Annotated in this window: 18 protein-coding genes; all 18 read right to left on the bottom strand. The window is 33.1% G+C overall.

Going from position 1 to position 17,757, the window contains the following annotated elements:
• Nucleotides 1-410 precede the first annotated feature (410 nt).
• Nucleotides 411-1,775: a DUF5458 family protein gene (locus PGH12_RS15790; RefSeq protein WP_267598426.1), complete on the bottom strand. Its 1,365-nt coding sequence runs from the start codon at nucleotides 1,773-1,775 to the stop codon at nucleotides 411-413.
• A 13-nt stretch (nucleotides 1,776-1,788) separates the two neighbouring features.
• Nucleotides 1,789-2,250, bottom strand: a complete 462-nt coding sequence (locus PGH12_RS15785) for a hypothetical protein (protein ID WP_267598424.1) — start codon at nucleotides 2,248-2,250, stop codon at nucleotides 1,789-1,791.
• A gap of 62 nt (nucleotides 2,251-2,312) precedes the next feature.
• Complete coding sequence (locus PGH12_RS15780) at nucleotides 2,313-4,139, bottom strand: type VI secretion system baseplate subunit TssF (protein ID WP_267598422.1); 1,827 nt, start codon at nucleotides 4,137-4,139, stop codon at nucleotides 2,313-2,315.
• Between the two features lie 18 nt (nucleotides 4,140-4,157).
• Entirely contained in the window at nucleotides 4,158-4,586 is a 429-nt protein-coding gene (locus tag PGH12_RS15775; protein ID WP_267598420.1) for a GPW/gp25 family protein, read from the bottom strand.
• 5 nt (nucleotides 4,587-4,591) lie between these two features.
• Nucleotides 4,592-5,281 carry a hypothetical protein gene (locus PGH12_RS15770; RefSeq protein ID WP_267598418.1) on the bottom strand — a complete coding sequence of 230 codons (690 nt, stop codon included), beginning with the start codon at nucleotides 5,279-5,281 and terminating at the stop codon, nucleotides 4,592-4,594.
• Nucleotides 5,259-5,843: a hypothetical protein gene (locus PGH12_RS15765; RefSeq protein WP_267598417.1), complete on the bottom strand. Its 585-nt coding sequence runs from the start codon at nucleotides 5,841-5,843 to the stop codon at nucleotides 5,259-5,261. Before PGH12_RS15765 ends, PGH12_RS15770 begins: the two co-directional genes overlap by 23 nt.
• A 9-nt stretch (nucleotides 5,844-5,852) precedes the next feature.
• Nucleotides 5,853-6,365, bottom strand: coding sequence for a type VI secretion system TssO (gene tssO, locus PGH12_RS15760; protein ID WP_267598416.1), 513 nt, complete (start codon nucleotides 6,363-6,365; stop codon nucleotides 5,853-5,855).
• A gap of 31 nt (nucleotides 6,366-6,396) precedes the next feature.
• Nucleotides 6,397-7,557 carry a hypothetical protein gene (locus PGH12_RS15755; protein WP_267598415.1) on the bottom strand — a complete coding sequence of 387 codons (1,161 nt, stop codon included), beginning with the start codon at nucleotides 7,555-7,557 and terminating at the stop codon, nucleotides 6,397-6,399.
• 92 nt (nucleotides 7,558-7,649) lie between these two features.
• A complete protein-coding gene (locus PGH12_RS15750) occupies nucleotides 7,650-7,829 on the bottom strand; it encodes a hypothetical protein (protein WP_267598414.1) in 180 nt (59 codons plus the stop codon).
• A gap of 3 nt (nucleotides 7,830-7,832) precedes the next feature.
• Nucleotides 7,833-8,768 (bottom strand): hypothetical protein, encoded by a 936-nt coding sequence (locus PGH12_RS15745; protein WP_267598411.1) that lies wholly within the window; start codon nucleotides 8,766-8,768, stop codon nucleotides 7,833-7,835.
• Between the two features lie 3 nt (nucleotides 8,769-8,771).
• Entirely contained in the window at nucleotides 8,772-9,692 is a 921-nt protein-coding gene (locus PGH12_RS15740; protein WP_267598410.1) for a hypothetical protein, read from the bottom strand.
• A gap of 3 nt (nucleotides 9,693-9,695) precedes the next feature.
• Nucleotides 9,696-10,637, bottom strand: coding sequence for a hypothetical protein (locus tag PGH12_RS15735; protein WP_267598409.1), 942 nt, complete (start codon nucleotides 10,635-10,637; stop codon nucleotides 9,696-9,698).
• A 4-nt stretch (nucleotides 10,638-10,641) separates the two neighbouring features.
• Nucleotides 10,642-11,604, bottom strand: coding sequence for a hypothetical protein (locus PGH12_RS15730; RefSeq protein ID WP_267598408.1), 963 nt, complete (start codon nucleotides 11,602-11,604; stop codon nucleotides 10,642-10,644).
• Nucleotides 11,605-14,187, bottom strand: a complete 2,583-nt coding sequence (locus tag PGH12_RS15725) for a hypothetical protein (protein WP_267598407.1) — start codon at nucleotides 14,185-14,187, stop codon at nucleotides 11,605-11,607.
• A 2-nt stretch (nucleotides 14,188-14,189) separates the two neighbouring features.
• Nucleotides 14,190-14,666, bottom strand: a complete 477-nt coding sequence (locus PGH12_RS15720; RefSeq protein ID WP_267598406.1) for a DUF4280 domain-containing protein — start codon at nucleotides 14,664-14,666, stop codon at nucleotides 14,190-14,192.
• 98 nt (nucleotides 14,667-14,764) lie between these two features.
• The gene (locus PGH12_RS15715; RefSeq protein WP_267598405.1) at nucleotides 14,765-15,805 is read right to left on the bottom strand and encodes a hypothetical protein; all 1,041 of its coding nucleotides are present in this window, start codon (nucleotides 15,803-15,805) and stop codon (nucleotides 14,765-14,767) included.
• A 12-nt stretch (nucleotides 15,806-15,817) separates the two neighbouring features.
• The gene (locus PGH12_RS15710) at nucleotides 15,818-16,825 is read right to left on the bottom strand and encodes a TssN family type VI secretion system protein (RefSeq protein WP_267598404.1); all 1,008 of its coding nucleotides are present in this window, start codon (nucleotides 16,823-16,825) and stop codon (nucleotides 15,818-15,820) included.
• Nucleotides 16,822-17,757, bottom strand: a complete 936-nt coding sequence (locus tag PGH12_RS15705) for a type VI secretion system baseplate subunit TssG (RefSeq protein WP_267598403.1) — start codon at nucleotides 17,755-17,757, stop codon at nucleotides 16,822-16,824. Before PGH12_RS15705 ends, PGH12_RS15710 begins: the two co-directional genes overlap by 4 nt.

Here is a 17,757-nt window from a genome sequence, read left to right as displayed (position 1 = left end):
TAAATCATTATCAACTATAAAAAATTTAATATTCTAAATTAAACATATATTTATGTAAAATTTTCCAATTTAATTTTAATTATATAAATCAATAATAAAATGCTCATTGGCTTTATTTTTACACCCCAATTATTCATAATCAATAACAATTAAGATATGATCACTAATTATATTTTATTAATAATCAGACTAAAATAAAAACTGCCGTAAAATGGATTATAAAATAAGTAAAAGTCTTTAAAAATTTCATTTTGTTATGAATCTAAAACAATATTATCATCACAAAAACCGTATAAACAAAAAACGCGGAAAATAATTTTCCGCGTTCAAAACACATATAACGAATTTCAAATAAGAAAAAGAAGTTAAACTATCCGCGAACAGTTTTTCCAATTCTTTTGCAACCCAGTTTATTTTTGTTCATATTCTGTTTCCCATTCATTTCCATCGTCCCCTTTGTGGCCATCCATTTTGATGAGGAAATTTTTTGCCGGGAAATAAGGTTTCATATGAATGTCTAAATGAATTCTGTCTTTTTGAACAGGATCTTGCTCAAATTTTCTGATTTCGAAATTTTCAATCAGTTTACCGGGACCGGTGATTCCGTCAAGAAAACGAACAATTTGGTTCATGATTTCTTTTCTGGTAACAGCCGTGAAATTTTCGAATGCTCTTCTGTTTAAGAAATCCATCAAAACTTTGGTTACATAATCGAAAACTCTCACCACAGAGTAAGTCTGCAAACCTAAATTATCTCCGTTGAATAAAGTTTTTCCTGAAAACGCCATCACTTTTCCATATTCATTCACCATTGGGATCAGTCCAAGGTTTTCAAGATTTGCGATCTCACTTTTCTTCAGATCAAATTTTACCCCGTCTACTTCGTTGATACCACCGAATTTTTTTCCAGCCGTTACCTGAGACATCAGTGTATGATAGATTTTCCCTGCCAAAGCTGCAGAAGGCGGAATAAATAAATCTTCGGTTTCATTAATATCTTCAAATCTTCCTCTACCAACCAACCAATTACACGTCATCAAAACGTTAGCTCTGTAGACATCACCACCAGTTAAGTAAGCCTGATCAAACATTTCCATCACATCATCCGGCTCATCAAGATGTTCGAAATCTGTTACCAACATCACTTTATTCTCATGCGCTAATTTTGCCCACTTTTCTACAACTTTATTTGATCCCAGATATCCCGGAATAACTAAAATTCCATAGTTACCTTTAAGATCAAGTCTGTCATAATTATCTGATAATTCTGCATGAATTGTATCAATAAATCTTGTATTATCAAGATCTTTCAACTGCTCAAGATTGGCATTTACGATGGTAATATTTTTCACCTTCTCAGCTTCAGTATTTTTGTAGAATAAAGCTGCTGTTCTGTAGTTCGCTTCCAATTCTCTGGTAATATCCACAGCCTTTGAAAGGTTTTTTGAAAGTAAATCTTCAGAAGATTTTCTCTGGTCTTCACAGTTTGCCACCATATCCGTCAGAGAATCGCTTTTGCTGATAACGCTCGCCCAAAGCTCAAGAGTTTTCTTCAGAGTTTCTCTTTCTTTTTCTTTTCCCATCTCGGTCAAGAAAATTTTCCGTCTCGCCTTTCTTTCCGGATTGATATTCTGAACGCCTTCAATAGAAGTTTCCAGAAGATCAAAACCTCCGTAACGAGCTAATTTATTTAAACTGCTATCTAAGGATACTGCTCCTCTTTTCTGCTCCAAAGCTGGAGCTACAGTCTGCAAAGATTCTTCTTGTTTTGCCATAATTTGTGTTTTTTTAGTTATTATTTACCGTATTACCTTCCAATTCTTTAATCAGATTCTGCAAAGTATCGAGCAAACCTTTTTTGGCATCCGGATCTTCAAGGGCTGCCTTCAGAATTTTGTTCGTTTTAAGTTGTTTGATGATTTTCTGATACTGATCTTTTTCAGTTTCGAGACCGCTTAAGAATCCGCTTTGCCCGGTAATACCTTTTGTTCCGAAATCGCCAAGATTTTCGAATTTAAGATTTTCCATTTTCACAGATCCTTCTGCATCTTCAAAATCAACTTTGATCTCCGGCTTAAAATGCTCAAAAACTTTATCAATAGTATTCAGTCCTTCCACCAATTCAGGTTTCACAGGATCATCTGCTGTAAGTTTTTGTGCTAAAAGCGTTCTGTTTTGAGGGATTTCAAAAATCGCCTCACTTGCATCGATGGGAACTTCATTTCCACCAATTCCTTTGTTTGTTAACATAGTGTTTTTTTAAGGGTTAATAATTGTTTTTATTTAAAATATCATTCATTATTTATTGATATTTATTTTTCAAAAATCCGGTAAGGATAAATATTTGCTGAAGCTTTTTTTAGTTTAAGTAAAAAACTTTCGCACAGATATTCCCATTCAGAATCTTTTATGGTTTCCTTTAAGTCGGTATTTCTAATGAGAAAGACATCAATCGTTCTGCTGAAGCCTCCTTTTAATGAGACTTCCTTTTTTGTTCCTTTAGAAACTTCGATATCTTTAATTGTATTTTTAAAATGATTCAAGCCAAAAATTCTAATATCAGCAACGGTAACGATTCTGCCTCTCGTCAATAAAGAGTTCCTGTATTCTAAAATTTTATCCTGTGGCGAAAGGCTTTTGCGCCCTCCAGCCGATGGTTTCATCATCACTGCAGTTTTATCTAAAATGGCAGAATCAGAACCTTCTACAGTAAGAGTTGTCGCCGGTTTTATGTCGTTTCCTTCTTCAGCGTGCGTAAGCCAGTAAGATATATTACAGACAGTTTCTGAATTTTGAGAATCTGAAGTAATGACCAGATAAGGATTATTTGCCTGTGCAAAACTTTTCTCTTTCGCCAGCTGATGAAGAGCCGCAACATTCTGATTGATCTGTCGCAGGGTTTCTGTTGCAGAATCTCCTCCAATTCCGGAAAATGCAGCAGTTTCATCCTTTATCAATTCCAAAAGATATTGCAGCAACTCTGAAGCTCCTCGCTGATCAAATCTCGAAACGCCACCCTTTCGCAGCACAGCAGAAGTTCCGTTGCTTTCGGCGGCGTAATTTTTAAGGTCAAATCTTTTCCCGCTGTTATCTGCTACGTAATCTAAATCTAAAAAAAAGTCGTCTGACTTTATAGGAATGATATTCAACCGTCCTGTAACTCTGTGATAAGAAGTAGCATTGTAAACGTTCACAACAGGAATACAGTTTAATGTGACACTTACATTTTCCAGAACTTCGCTCACAACTGCCTCAGAAAATTTAAATTTTAACCAAATAATGTCATCTTCTTCAGAAAGACGGTTTCCTTTAAAATAATTCTCAAAAAGTTTTTCGTTATTAGATTTTTCTATGTGAGAAATTTTCTCTTTAATGGTAAAGAAATTCGAAAAATAAAACTCATTAACATCAGTATAAATATGCTCAAGATCAGAGTAATTTTTGGTAATGATATTTTCGAGATTAATATTTTCCTGTTCGACGTTATAGCCTTCATGAAGAGACAGTTCTTTGTCACCAAAATAAATTTTTGCCTGTCTGAGATAATAAAAAAACAGCTCTTTCTGATAGGTATTATTGATGTCTATATAAAGCATCAGATTTTCCAGATCAATTTTGTTGGAACACCGAATTCCCACCCACATTTCTCCTGAAGGAATATGTTGTTCGCTTTTCGCTAAAACATCTGTGAAAAAGTAACTTTCGACATGGTTCAAAGTATTTCCAAAAGCAAGGAATTCCACTTTTGCGGTAGTAACCTTCGCCTCGAGTGTAGGAGAAAAGAAGATATCTTTGCTTCCGCTCTGAGCCGGATTAAAAACGTTATGAATCCTTTTACTGGTTTTAAAATGATTTTTTAATGATACTTTCGCTTGATTTTCTACAGGAAAAACCTGAATTAGCGATCTTGAAGGCACGACTCCGGAAACTTCTTCCGGAAACATGATCTCAAGAATGCGCTCTATAATGCGTGATCTAGAACTTTCTAATTCAAAACCCAGTTTCTCCAATTCTGAAGCTGTTGCAGACAAAAGTAAACTCACAACCGGATCGAAGGATGTCTCGGCCTCCAACTCACTGTATCCCCAAAGTCTGGCTGCGCGGCGTAAAATTCTGTCTTTTATTCTTTCCTGATTCATTTTTTTCTTGTGTTTTTACTAATAAGATAGAGGTCCTACAAAAAAGGAATTCTGAAAAAAAAACGGTCTGTTGGTCTCCAAAACCTGACCTCTCACAGATATAACTACTCTTTTTTTCATTTTTCGTTTTCCCATGCTTCCAAAATTGTAATCGACTACAATAACCTCTACATCTTCCAGCAAAAGTCTTTTTTCGTGCATTGAAATAGATTTTTTCATGGAGCCTGCAATGAATTCTTTCAAGGTGTTATCACTTTTAAGCAGATCAAAATCCATCTCCCAAATCTCTGTCCCGAAAGTTTCATCAAACTTACATTCGCCCATTGCCGTAGTTGATATCAGAAAAATCTGCTGACTTATAGAATGATCAATCGATATTTTTTCTGCGTCTTTTTTACTGACAATCGCTTCAAAATTCATGGGTGTTTTATAATAAATTCCTTTCATTTCTTTTAAAAATAAATTGTTTTCTTAATATTTCCTTTATCATCATACTCGAAACTTCTGGAAACTTTTTTTCTCCTTATGATCTGCATTTCAACTTTTGGAGTCAGCTTTAAAAACTTTTCACGATACAAAATATCTCCTATAAAACTTTTTCCATCATGATGATCTACAATAATAAAATACTGTGATACGTCGGGAGGTTTTGCAAATTCATTTACAGAACCAGCGTAAAGCATTATATTTTGTTGATTTCCAGATAATCGATAAATCAACTTTTCTTCAGATAACATTCTGTGATTTGAAATATCAAATTTTTCAATATTCTCCAAACGTGGCTCAAATGCAATATTCTCAAATAGATGAGAAGTCTTATCGAACTTTTTGATTCCCAAAAATGAAAGAAAACTTTTTTTAGTTGTTGACTTCACAAAATTTAAGGTATCCCTTGTTACCTGATATACTTCAGTTTCGTTTGTTTTATCATCCGTAACGATCAGTTTATACGTCGGAACCTGTATTTCTTTATTATTGATTTTCACAAGAACATGCCCAACTTCCTGATCAGACATTATCATAGAAATCGTATATTTTCGAAGTGCTGAATCTGTACGCGTAACAATAATTTCTTCTTCAAAAGAGGTTAAGTTTCGGTTGCTGATACCAAGATTCAGATTAAGTTCCGGAAGCGGGCTCATTTTTATTCTTCTTTATTTTTACTTCGTCAGTTTTTTTTATTTTGTAGGCAGATAAGCAATCCAGCTGATTGTCAATATCAATATTCTGAACTTCAGTCACATACAATTCATAATTTTTGTCGTAGGTATACAGTTTGATCATGTCGATATCATTTAACCTCAGCTTTTGAAACTCTTTCTTAGTGAGTTGTTTAGCAAAAAAACCATCACAGTTGAGCGCAAAACGATTTTTGTACGTTACGACTTCCCCGGTTTTGAAAAAAACATCCAGAATTTTATCTTTTTTCAAACAGACATTTTTGTCTAAAATCTGTATGTACAGGAAAACCTTGTTTTTTCTTTTTCCGAGCTGCAGTGTTGCATAAACGTAATTGCTGTTATTCACTCTCAGATGCAAAGGTGTGGTGCTTGCAAATTCTTTTTTGCTGAGCTTCTGTTTGGTCTGAGCGATTCCGCAATCAAAACTTACAACTGATAAACTGTCTGAAACACTTGTTTCCTGGGCTGTCACAAAATTTTTCCCGATAAGAAAAAATAAAATAAAGAAAATGTAGCTTTTCATCTGTGTAAATTATTGGGCCTGATATAATTGACGGCAGACATCGAGATCTGTTCTCATTTTATCATATTCAGCTTTCAACGTTTTGTTAATCGTACTCAAACTGTCCATTGTTGCCTGGTTTCCTGATAATTGTTTGATCTGCTTTTTTGAGTCAATAAGATCTTTGAAGGTGAGAATCGTATTATTATACATGATTCTATTCTTCAAAGTGTCTTTGGGAAGCTGTTTATACATATCCGCAAGTATAGAGAGCGATAATTTTTCATTAAAAAAATCATTCTGCCCCGGTACACCGATAGAATCTACAGCAGCCTTCACTTTTTCCAACTGAAAGGAAAATTCATCCTGCTTTTCCATTTCTTTTTTCATTTTGGCATTTTCAGTTTTCAGCAGACTGTTTTCTTTAAAAGGAAAATATGCATTGAAAAATACTGCAACAAGCAATACAATTACTGTAATTACAAAGAATAAAATGAAAAATGAAAAGGCTCTCGACCGTTCTTTTTTATTAAGGACTTCCATAGAAATGTATGATATTTTTGTTTTTATTAAATTAATCTGCTAAAAAAGTACGGCTTCTTTTTGCGTGAATTACCGAATCTCTGTCGTCAGTATTTTCAGATACGAAGATGCTTCCGTCGCGTTTTTTACCAATATAATCGAGCCTGTTGAGAACAGAATAAAGATCTTCGAGAGTCTTCATAAAAGTCTTGACTTTCGCAATCGTAAGATCCATATGATTGTGATTGTAATCTGCGTTGATGACCTTTGAAAAAATAGTCTCAAAATGCCCCTGACTCACATTGCACCATTCTGCAAAATAATTGAGCAACTCTTCTTTACCCGCTCCAGATCTTGCATCGATGAAATTCTTGAGAACTCGCGCAAGTGCTACCACCGACAACAACATATTCGCAGGCGAAGAATGCGGAGAAAGCCACCTGAAGCTATTGATCTCGTTACCAAGATAATTCAATGTTTTATCAGACATTAATCCCATCATCAATGCTAAAGAATTATTCTGCTTTTTGACGTGAATTTTTTGTTCAATCTGAACAGCGTACAGTTCAATCTGCCCATAGAAACGATCAATTTCTACATACAAATCCTGCAATTTTTTATAACTCAACACGCTAACACAGGGCGGAATATAGTTTTCATCAATTTTAGATTCGCCGCCGTTTACTAATATTTTTCCTATCGTTAAATAACTTGCTCCGAAACCCAATGTATTTTTCAATTCATTTTCGGGAACCAGATTTAGCGTATATTCAGGTTGCGTGTAGGGATATCTTGGCGGATTTTCTTCCGGATCTGGCTCACCAAAAGGTGTTCTTTTAAAATGATTTACAGAAAGACACGCCATTAAAACCACACTTTCGTTATTTTTTATTTCGTACGCCGCCTCGGGATACGGAATTGATAGATTAATTGCTTCAGATGATCCTGCACCAATATCTACTCTTGCTCCGCTTGGCGTAATGGCATGACACTCTTCTACCTTAATTCTCAGTAATTTATGATTATCTATAATCAGGCTTAGATTTATAGAGTCATTTCCGGGCAACAGTCCGTAATTGATCATCGAGGTATGAATCCCTACCGAATCACGTATAGAATCACTGATAAAATTCTGAACATCTGCGAAGTGATTCTTGTTAATTTTCATCCCGTCGATCCAGTTTACCGGGAAATGGTTTAGTTTTTCTATCATTTTGTTTTGTTTATTAATTACAGATTATCTCATTCTATTTTTCATTTGTTTTTTCTCTTATCAGGATTAAGCTAATATACCTCAATATAATTTTATTGTGCCTTAATATCATTAATGTAAAGTTCATATGGCAATCTCATATTGAGTTGCAACGCATAAGTAATTTGTTTTTCTAAAGGAACTTGCTTTATATTAAAATCCTGAGATTTGCCATTTTGGCTACATCCTAAAACTAAAATCATCAAACAAAAAAACAAAAAAAACTTTTTCATAATCTATTTTCTTATGATTACAAAATCATTACTGTCTTCTGGAAGATATAATAAAACTCTATAATCTGCTGCTCCTGATTTTTGTCCTTTTCTTATTAAGGCTCCCCAACCTTTTAAATCCAAGGGAGATTTATTATTAAATCCTTTAGTGTGAGTTTTTCTTTCTAATGTGACCAATTTTCCATCTGCATAAATTTTCATCTCATAATCTTCTAAAGAAATCATATTATTTTTGCAACGATTTGTTACATCTTCTGTATTATTTGTCAAAGCTTTTTCAAAATCTTGAGTATCACTATAGTAAAATATTGATGTTTCCAATGACCTCTTATTAGTAAGTTTTATCCATTCATCAGCATTCCCATCATTTAAAATTTTTCTTAATTTTTCATGAAAAGAGATAGCTTTATTCTCTAACTGTTTTTGATCTAATTTTCTCAAATCCTGCCCCTTACTCCATCCTTCTAATTCGTATGGTAAATCCTTTATTTCTATTTCCCATTCCTGTTCAAAGTAAGGTAGAGACTTAGAAGGTATTGTTATTGGTAGAGACAATCCTGCGTTATAATTTGTGATATCATCTGTTTTTTTGTTTCTTATATAACTTCCAAAAGAAAATCTACATGTTTTAATATCTTCTGGCGAAATAATAGTCTGACCACTTCGAAAAACTGGAAAAATTTTAATTCTGATTTTATATTTTCCATTCTTAAGAACATAAGGATTAAGATCAATTGCCGTATTCAGAGGAGTATTCTCCTCTGAAATTTTAATATCATTAAAATAAACTACAATAGGGATTCCTGCTATGCCTTCAATCATATATAAAATTTGCTTATCTTGAGCAACTTGTTTTATATTAAAGTCATTAGATTTAGTGCTTTGACTACATCCAAAATTTAAAATAATCAAACAAGAAAACAAAAAAAACTTTTTCATAGTCTATTTCCTTATGATTACAAATTCATTACTGTCTTCTGGAAGGTAGAGCAATATAGGATAATCAGATCCTCCACCCGTGGAATACTTTCTTATTAATGGACTCCAACCTTTGATATCTAAAGGAAATGAATTATTGAAATCTCTAGTATGTGCTTTTCTTTCAAGAGTAACTAATTTTCCATCAGCATAAATTTTCATCTCAAAATCTTCTAAAGGAATCAGCATATTTTTAGCTTTTTTGCTTACTACATCTTCATTTTCCTTCATAAATCTTTCCAATTCTTCCTTAGAGTTATAATCAAAAATAGCAGTTTCATAACTTCTTTTTTGTGTAAGATTAGACCACATATTTCCATCTCCGTTATTTAGAATACTCCAAACCTTCTTATAATAGTTCATAACTTTTTGTTCTAAATCTTTTTGATTTAATTTTCTTAAATCTTGACCCTTATTCCAGCCTTCTAATTCATAAGGAAGTTCTTTTATATACACCTCCCATTCTTGTTCTTGAATTATTGAATCTTTATTAAAATTTAATTTAAATACAAGCTCTTCAATTGTTTCTTTACTATTTTCCACAAATTCACCCTCATCATTTTTTAAGTACTTTACTAAGTGTATTCTTGTTTTTTCCAAAATATCTTGAGGAATCCCTTTCGTATGAAGTTTTATCTTAATTTTATATTTTCCGTTTTTAAGAACATAAGGATTTATATCATATGTTGCATATCCTAAGCTGTTGTTAACAGCTGAAATATCATTAATTAATAAATCAAATCTGCATTGAATACTTGTATTAATGCCATAAACAACATGATTTTTAATAGGAATTTGCTTTATAATTAAATCCTGAGATTTGCCATTTTGGCTACATCCTAAAACTAAAATCATCAAACAAGAGAACAAAAAAAACTTTTTCATAGTCTATTTCCTTATGATTACAAAATCATCACTGCCTTCGGGGAGATAAAGTTTTACGCTATAAGAGGCTCCTCCTGAAATTTTATATTTTCTAATTAACGGACTCCAACTCTTAATATCAAGTGGAGATTCATTATTAAAGTCTTTAGTATTGGTTTTTCTTTCTAAAGTTATTAACTTTCCATCTGCATAAATTTTCATCTCATAATCTTCAAAAGGAATCATCATGTTTTTACACTTTTTTATATCATTCTCATTGTTGATTTCAGCTTTTTCATATGTATTTACAGATTCATAATTGTATTTAATTAAATCTTGATCGGCATATTTCCAAAGTTGTTGATACTTTTCACTATTTCCATCATTAAGTATATTCCATAAATTTTTATAATAAGAAACTACCTTTTGTTCAAGTACTTTTTTATCAAATTTTCTTAAATCCTGCCCTTTGCTCCATCCTTCTAATTCATAAGGTAATTCTTTAATATCTACTTCCCATTCTTGCTCAAATGATGCTACAGGTTTATTTGGAAGTTTATAATCAAGTTTAGTAAAATCATTAATATTATAACTATGAATATCATTTTTTTCTTTATCCATAATATATTTACCAAAAAGGACAGTAGAATTTTCTAAATCATCTAATGGTATTTCTGTTTTTCCAGCTTTAAAGGCAGGAAATATTTTAATTCTAATTTTACATTTTCCATTTCCTAATAAATAAGGATTTAAATCAACACCAACATTAGTCCCAACATAGTTGTAACTAGCTTTAATATCATTAATGTATAGTTCGAAAGGCAATCTCATATTGAGTTGCAACGCATAAGTAATTTGTTTTTCTAAAGGAACTTGCGCTGTAAAAGAACCCTGAGATTTACTGCTTTGACTACATCCAAAATTTAAAATAATTAAACAGAAAAATATAAAAAGCTTACTCTTCATAAATTTATTTCCTTATGATTACAAAATCATCACTGCCTTCCGGAAGGTATAATAAAATGGGATAATCAGCTGCACCAGATATTTTCCCTTTGCTTATTAGAGGATTCCAACTATAGATATCCAAAGGAGATTGATTATTATAATTATCAGTATGGGTATTTTTTTCTAAGGTTACCAATTTTCCATCTGCATAAATTTTCATTTCATAATCTTCTAATGAAATCATCGTATTTTTAGCATATTTAGTAATGTCTTTTTCATTATTTGTTAAGTTAATCTTAATACTTTCTTCTGACAAATAATTATAAATACAATATTCCTTAAATCTTAAACTCGTTAATTTACTCCACGAATTATAATCGCCTTCATTTAAAATTACTAAAAGCTTTTTGTGATAATTGACTACTTTTTGTTCTAACTGTTGTTGATTAAGCTTTCTTAAATCCTGTCCTTTACTCCATCCATCCAGTTCATAAGGTAATTCTGTAATATCTACTTCCCATTCTTGTTCAAATGTGGCAATTTGTTTATTTGGAATTTTAAAGTCTAATCTTGAAAAATCTTCAATATTATATTTATAAATATCATTTTCTTTTTCTCCTTTAATATATTTACCAAATAAAATGGTACAACCTTCCAAATCATCTAAAGGTATTTCTGTTTTTCCAGCTTTAAAAGCTGAGAAAATTTTTATCCGAATCTTACATTTCCCATTTTTTAATAAATATGGATTTAAATCTACCCCGACATTACCACCTGTATAGTCATATTTTGCTTTAATATCATTGATATAAAGTTCATAGGGTAATCTCATATTAAGTTGTACACCATAGGTAATTTGTTTTTCTACATTTATAGTTGAATTAATTATATTCATATTTTTTGTTTCTTTTTTTGTATCATCAAAATTTTTAGAACATGCTGTCGAGATAATTCCCAAGCAAAACATTAAAATAATTTTTCTCATTTAATCTAATTTAAATTCATACGAAAATCCGTCATGTAATAAGAACTTTTTTGGAGAATTATTAGCTTCTTCACCATTATTTCGAGTATCGTTATTATTATCTGAAGAATTTATTTTTGTTTTTATTGTCGCGTACAATCCACCATATTTACATTCAATAGAATTAGTATCACCATTTTTTGTAATATTCCAAACTGCATATGCAGATCCATTAATTTCTGCAGAAAATGATTTAATTTCTCCGTATTTAAAAACTAAACTTCCACCGCATTCAACACCAAATTTCAATTCTACAGAAGGCTCGATATCATTACTTCTAAAACCATCAATAGTATGATAATGCAGAGCCATAGCTTCTACCTTAAATGCACTCGATACAAAAAGATCAAGATAATAATCTACATCAATCTTTATTTCATACTTTTCTCCACCTCCAAAAAATTTCACTATAGAATTCCAAAAATCATCTGCCGAACCTACAGTATCTGCTACAGCAGTAATAGCTTTTACGGCTTGTCCTACATATGGTATCTTAGTCGCTACAAAAAGAAGATCAAGACTTCCTTTTATTTCAATTAAGGGATCTGCTTTAAATTTCACTTGATAAAGTGTACCTAACTTACCTTCTTCTTTTGTACTTGGATCCAACTTCCACTTTACGGCTCCCGCAAATACGGGTTGACCGATTTCTATTTTGAAAGGGACATTTTTTAATTTCTTTTTAAGTTTATTACTTAGATAAGCAGTTCTTCCTTCACGTCTATTACTAACTTGTCTTGATCTATTAGCAGTATGTTCTCTTTCAGCTTCATCCGCTTCTTCTTTAAAACAAAGCTTACCAATCTTATTAATAATCCACATCGTGGTATCAATAATATTTATGACAGGATGTTCTCCCGGAAAAGTAATCGCTTCTTGTTTTTTATCACCAAAGCCCCATTCTAAAGCAATTTCAAACTGGTCGTAACTTAATCTCCCTTCTTTTACCTCCTGTTTTTTATTTTTGTAGTTTTCTTCTCTTGCATTCTGTTGGTTTTTGCGAACAGCTTTATTTGTTTTTTTATCAAAAAAACCAGATTTTCCCAAATATTTTTTCTTGGTATATGATTTTGTCTGCCCTGTAAAGAATGGGTTTTCCGTTGCAAGCTTAAAACCCGCCTCGTAATAAATATCCGGATAAACCTCTATTTTCAACGGATGCTGAAAGGCACATGAGCTGAGATTAACATTATAATCTATTGTTTCAATATTAGGAAGCCAAGCCCAATTAATGGCAGTTTCTCTTGAGGGTTTAGGAAAACTTGTTTTAAAGGTCATATGCTTATCCGGAATTTTAATATCAAGTTCCTGAAAACGCGGACGGTCAAAATCGTTGACTTTCATTGCTGTATTCTTATGAAAAGAATCCTGCTTTTTTTCAAAATTGCAATGCTCAGTTTCTAGATCCGGAAGTTTAATTTCTAATAGCTTTAGTTCATCAGTGGCTAAAATCTGGTAAACTAAGCTACCTACCGGTTGAGGATTTCCGGCATAATCGAAAATTTTTGAGGGTTTTCCATCATATACCGCTTCCACAGTCATGTATTTGCAATGTTGGTAAACAGCAGCGTTGGTCTCTATTTCGCCTACCAAGACAGGCTTGTTTCCTGTAGAATCTAATACAGATCTGCCCTTAAACTCTCCTCCTACTATCCTTACAGCGGGCTTACCTTCCTTGGGTTTCAGATATTGTCCTTTAAAGAAAATTTTTGCACACAATCCTATGGTTTTTAACAAATTGCCGTCTTTATCTCTGGCGTAGAAACTCCAGACAGGATCTATGTATAGATCAACCACAGATTTTTGAGTGAATACTTTTGAAGAATCATCAACAGCATTTGACACTATGAGTTTGTTGCATTCATGTTCCGGAGTAAATTTCAGTTCATGCTTTTTTACTTCCCGAGTTAGCCTTGTAAATGACGGCGGTAGATTTTCTTTTTTTATCGCATCCCATTCGGAACCAGATTCTCCGGTTTTAGAAGATGGCCATTGATCATTTTTCTTTTCATGGAGAGGAAGTTCATCATTAATTAAAATATCATTATAAAATTGTATTTCTATTTCGTCACCGTACAAGTTGTTGGTATAGATATGCAATTGTATGGTTTCACCAAATTCTACAGTCCTGTCTATAATATTTCCGTCATTTTCTTTACTGTACTCTCTCCATTCATAAAACAATACTTTGGGAGTTCCTTTCAACGAAATCAAAACTCCATTTCCGACTAAATTGGTAGGTCCTTCTGTTGATAGAAAAGGTTCAAGCCACGCCATAGCACCGCCACGGTAAATTTTTGGAACAGTTGGGGTTATATCTCCAGAACCAACATTAATTTCTCTGTTATAATCATTTGCCATAAAATTGGGTTTAGAGCGTCCCATCATGGTCCATATCCAATACATTTTTTTCTGCTCTTCGGGGGAGAATTTGTCCCAATTATTAATTCTAACTTTGAATTCGCAATCTTCTTCCTCTATGATAAAATGTTTTAATCCCGTTTCGTAATGCCCTTTATAAGTTATTTGTATTTCTGGTTTCATAATTATTTCTGGATACTTAAATGGGTTATACTTTCATCCTCTTCTGCATAAAAATCCACAAACGGACACAACTCTGCCAATGCTTCGGGGCTGGCATTTTTTAGGTTTTGTTTAGAGACTTCACAGATCTGCCCATGGTCTATAATCGTAATACAATCTTTACCACCAATGGGGCAGGTTGCTTTGCTGTCTTCCAAGAGGGCTTTTCCGCCGTTGTCTTCCAAAGTAATTTTCTCATAATACCCACTCCATTCGGTTACTACGGCTTGGCAAGGGTTATTATTCATCTTGGCACAAGAGCCAAAGGTATTTTTCTCAAAAGTTTTGCCGAGATCTTTGTGAGTAGCAATAAGTTTTTTGCTTCCCTCTTTATCATTAATGTAGCGTTTGCTTTGGGTAAGCACCTTCAACTTATCGGGTGTTGTCCCAAAGTTACATTTACACAATGCTCCCTGACATACGAGATGTTTTTCGCTCATACGTTTAATTTTAAATTACACCAAATGGTAGCAACTGGTATAAGCTGATTAAGTTTTCTAGTGCCATATCATTAGTGTTTAGTTATTTCTTTAATTGATCACTGTTGCTCATAACATTCAAAGGAAATCTTCCTTGTTTTGGAGGCAATTTTTAATTCTAATTGTCCCCATATCGAATAAATGCTGTTATCTTTTGCATTAAGTCTATAGGTAAAGTCTAAATTTCCCTCCGCCATTTCACCTGTATTTATAGGGTTATGCATGTTTTTTCCACTGGCTATTTCGGTTTCGGTTCTTGGATCTATACATTTTCCTTTTGCCATAATGACAAATTTTTGAGTTTCCGAAATTTCTTCGTCAATTCTAAGCGTAATTTCAAATAAAACTCTTGGCTCTTTAGGAAAAACAGGAATTGATACCTGAAAGGTGTTTGTTTTATTATCGCTGAACAACTCATACAGCGGAAAAAAATACAGTGTAAAAAACAAACTATCTAAAATACCACGCTGAGTTTTGCCACGGTAATCAAGCTGCTTATCTATTCGGTTGAGTAATTTTTCCGCAATTTCACCCTTATAATAAGAAGCTAACTGCTGCTTTTTTGTTTTCCATCTTTTCTGTATTTCCGGAAAATTGGCGATACGCTTTAATTTTGCATTTTCATATAACTCTAATTGTAGAGGATAAAAAACACTCCCTACCTCATCCGCGATCTGCTCCATAACCATATCCGGTCTTTTTTGGTTAATATAAATTGGCTTTCTCGTTATAAAAAGTTGGTTTTTATCGATTTTCTTAAGCTCAGTTTCATAATAAATTGTCAGTTTTTCTCCTTCATTTTCCTGCGCAGTTTGTATGATGCCATAATTTTTTTTAAATACTCTTGGGACATTCAGGCAGTTTGCTTTTTGATAAAGCGGTTTCTTTTTTTTAATGCTAGCAAAATATCCAGTTTCTAAGCCCGGAACTGGGATATAAACCACCTCTACGTGCGACTGAATATCGGGATCTATCAAATCCTTTATCGGGCAAAACCGATTATGAAACCACCGGAGTTCTTCTGGCTGCAATCCAAAATGTTCAGCGAGTTCTGATAAACCAACCTTTCCCGGAGTTATTTTGCAAGTTTTATAATCCATCTTATCCTATTTTTAGCCGATTGTTTCTGCGTGATCATCCTCCTTTTGATCATTTTGTTCTACTCTTTTATCATCTTTCTCCTTATCATATTCAAAATCCGGAGCGTCATTATCTGTTCTTCCTGCCGGAAGTGACAAATCGTTGGTACGCATGCAGAAAATCACGCTATTTTCCTCAATTCCGTTCATGTAAAGCGTATAATTGGGGTCAATATATTTGGTAGCTTCGTACCATTTGGGTTGCAAAAAGAAAACCCAGCTGTAAAGTCCGGTTGAGCCTTCAATTTCTATCTGATCTTCTGTATGCTTTTCGTTATAATCAATCACGAAATTGTAAAATAATCTTCCGAAGTCTACTCTTGTAGGGCCTTTAGCACGGTAAGCACTGTACTTTTTAGCATGACGATCCTTATCCATCAGGAAAGTAAATACCACAAGATCCCTCATTTCTTCATCGCTAACTCCGGCGAGTTCTTTATAATTTACCGGAAATTGCCATGTTTTATATATTTTTGGCGGAATTGCCATTGCCTTGTTAAAAGTGTCATTCAGAAATGTTGAAACGAAGAAAACCAGATAATGACCCAACATAAGAAAAGTAAAGTCTACGCCGTTCAGAAAGGTGAAAATCAGTACAAAAGGTAAGGCAGAATACATAATTGTTATGAGGGCAAACAAGTATTCATTAATTGTATTTTTAGTTCCGAATTTAGAAAAATAAGTTCTGTACATCAGGCAATGAAAGATTCCGATGATCAAAGAGCAGAACTGGTAAAAAATAAATTCGTACAGATTGTTATTTAAGAATAATTTATTGTACCCCAAAAAAGCAATAATTGCGTACACAAATACGACAGAAAATAAGTAAGTGTAAAATTTGCCTCTGTACTTTTGTTTGAATTCCGGCACTTTCTGCGAAAATACCATCGTAAGGATTATACTGATTGCCAGCAAAATCACAAGTGCAGCCAAAATTTGAGGCTCTAGTAAATGGAGAAAATATTTTTTAAGTTGCATCATATACGGGTGTTATATCCTAATATTGAATTTTGTTGTGACGTAAACTCGAAAGTTTCTTTTTCATCTGAAAGTAAAATCGTGGTTTCTATTTCTACTTCAATCGGAAAAAAATATTCATAAAAAAGATCTACAAATCTTTTCAACGTACCTTCATGAATGTATTCTGAGAAATTTGAATTTTTAAGCGGACCTATCTGGAGATTAAAGTGACTTGAATAATCATCATAACTGTTACCTGTAATAAGTTCTAATCCCAACCTGGACTCTCCTAATAAAATACTTTGGTCTTCATCCTGATATTTTTGATAAGTTCTTATGCTAGAGGTTACTTTTTCTTCTAAAAGTGTAGAAAGTATTTCGCAAGCCAAATCGATATCAGCAACAATTTTATATGCAAATGGTAGAATTCTTATAAACTTTGAAACCAGCAAGGATGGCAATTCTCTGCTTATTCCCCAAAAATCGTAAAACATATCGGGTACCAAAATACCATTCAGATCAGATAAAAAATCTTGCTCGAAGCCTTCAATCTTCACTCCGTAAGTGAAAATTTCGTTCTCAAAAGGCTGAAAAAACAATCGTGATTCTTTCTGCTGCTTTTTCTGAAGTTTATATTCACGAATCATACTATCCACCTCTTTTTCCGGTGAATCATTTCGCGCTGCGTGAATTAGATTCTGAGGAAGCACATCATATAAGCCATCTCTGCAAAGAGCAATTTTTAGCATTTGCTTCGTATCAAAATCGTAATCGATCACATCAGAATCTAAAATGTCGTAGCGGTAAGCTCGGGAAAACTGGCCGTTCTTAAAAATCACATATTCAGATTCATCAATATCATTGCTTTTCAGCAAATTATTGATGATCACCTCCGCTTTGATATCATGCTTTAGCGAGGTTATCTCTTTCGCGAGATTTCTCATCTTTTCCAT

Origin of the sequence: Chryseobacterium sp. CY350 (genome assembly GCF_027945075.1) — a bacterium.
In the GTDB taxonomy this organism is placed as follows: Bacteria; Bacteroidota; Bacteroidia; order Flavobacteriales; family Weeksellaceae; genus Chryseobacterium.
Note: the sequence above shows the minus strand (reverse complement) of the source record. Positions and strands in the feature narration are given on the sequence as shown.